The sequence below is a fragment of the Phenylobacterium sp. genome (genome assembly GCF_030693805.1).
In the GTDB taxonomy this organism is placed as follows: Bacteria; Pseudomonadota; Alphaproteobacteria; order Caulobacterales; family Caulobacteraceae; genus Phenylobacterium.
In genome coordinates, this window is sequence record NZ_JAUXZW010000022.1 from 1 (window position 1) to 1,518 (window position 1,518).

A 1,518-nucleotide genomic window follows, 5' to 3' on the forward strand; every position below is an offset into this window, starting at 1 on the left:
CACGCGGTACTTGCGGCTCAGCCACAGCGCCACCTTGGCTTGCTCGGCGGGCAGTTCGTGGGTGTGCATGGCGGTGGCGCGATCGACCGCCGTGGGGTCGGCGGTCAGCGCGATCACGGCGCCGCCACTCTGGCGCTCCAGCAGCCAGCCGAGCAGCTTTTCTTCGGCCGCATCGCGCAGGTCGACGCGGAAGGAGAGTGTCATCAGGGCGACGGCCAGCGCCATGCCCAGCAAGGCCAGGCCATTGTGGGTGATGTCAAAAAAGCCTCGTGTCACGTCGTCTGCGAAGGTTCGCAGGCTGTTCATGGCGGCACGGGGCCAGGATGGTTGCGCTGTCACAAGGACGCTCCTTGTCTGTGCCCATCCGAAGCGACCAGCGCAGCGGAAAGGACTTGTAAGGGGGTCGCCATTGGCTCTGGGCAGGTTTGGTCAGACCTGGGAGCCAACTTAGCCGGGTTCGGCAGCGGTCGCGGGTTTACCCTATATCGGGCAAGCGGGGCGAATCTTAGTGCCTGTCAAATGTCTAGTCAAGAATTTAAAATCAATATTTAAGTTGAATATGTATATATAAAGCGCGGTTTTGCCCAGGGTATGGGAGGGTCCGGTCCGATTGAAAAAATGAACTGGGGCTTGGACCTGGGTTGCCGCTAAGCTTGGCTCGTCTGCTGCAAAGCGGACACCCACCCGCAGCGCAGTTCGGCTGCATTGCCGGTGGTGCTCAGGGGCAATCCATTGCCCCATGGCAGGTGAGACATCCAACTCCGCCAGCCAAGACCCGACGGCATGGACCTCTGGCCCGCCGTCAACCCCGGTGGCCTCAGCCATCGGGGTTTTTTCTTTTTGGCGTGAAGTTCAGGATCCGAGCAGGCCGGGATTCAGGCGCAGGCGCGCTATGCGGGCCAGGGTTTCCGCCACAACGGCGACCAGCGTTTGAACGTATGACATGGTGTTTCCTTCAGGTAATGGATGACCGGCTTGTGACCAGGGACGCCCAGGGGGTTGGCCTGTGCTTGTGCACGAAACCTAGGGTTAACCCTGATCGAAGTGTAGGCGGGTTGGTGATCTGGGGCCGTGCGTATACGTATTAACCCTTGCCTTTCATGGTGTTTGTTGGTTTAAGAGAGTTGCAGATCCGCCCGTCGCGGGCGATGGACAGACAATGACCGCTCACACAGAAGGGGTCAAAGAAGATGCTCACGTTGCTTGTGCTGGTCAAACTGTGTGCGGAGGTGGCCTTGCTGGCGCTGGCGGGTCAGTGGGTGCTGGCGCTGCTGGTGGGGGCGCGACGCGAAGGCAATCTGATGTACGGGCTGCTGCGCGTGGTGAGCAGCCCCGTTGTGCGGCTGGTGGACCGGTGGGGGCCGTCTGGTCTGACAGCCCGGGGCCGGGGCGCCATGGCGGCGGTGCTGTTGTGCGTGTTGTGGCTGGCTGCCACCGCAGGCAAGGTGTGGATGTGTCTGGATGTCGGCGTGAGTTCGTGTCGGTGAACTGGGCGGCAGGTGGCGCCCATGCGTTACG

At 61.7% G+C, this 1,518-nt stretch carries 2 protein-coding genes; one reads left to right on the top strand and one right to left on the bottom strand.

The features are described from left to right. A partial coding sequence (locus Q8M88_RS01125; RefSeq protein WP_305594231.1) for a hypothetical protein occupies positions 1-306 on the bottom strand: 306 nt, incomplete at its 3' end. Between the two features lie 893 nt (positions 307-1,199). Here Q8M88_RS01125 and Q8M88_RS01130 point away from each other — a divergent pair. Beyond that, a complete protein-coding gene (locus Q8M88_RS01130) occupies positions 1,200-1,487 on the top strand; it encodes a hypothetical protein (protein WP_305594232.1) in 288 nt (95 codons plus the stop codon). The last annotated feature ends 31 nt before the right edge of the window (positions 1,488-1,518 follow it).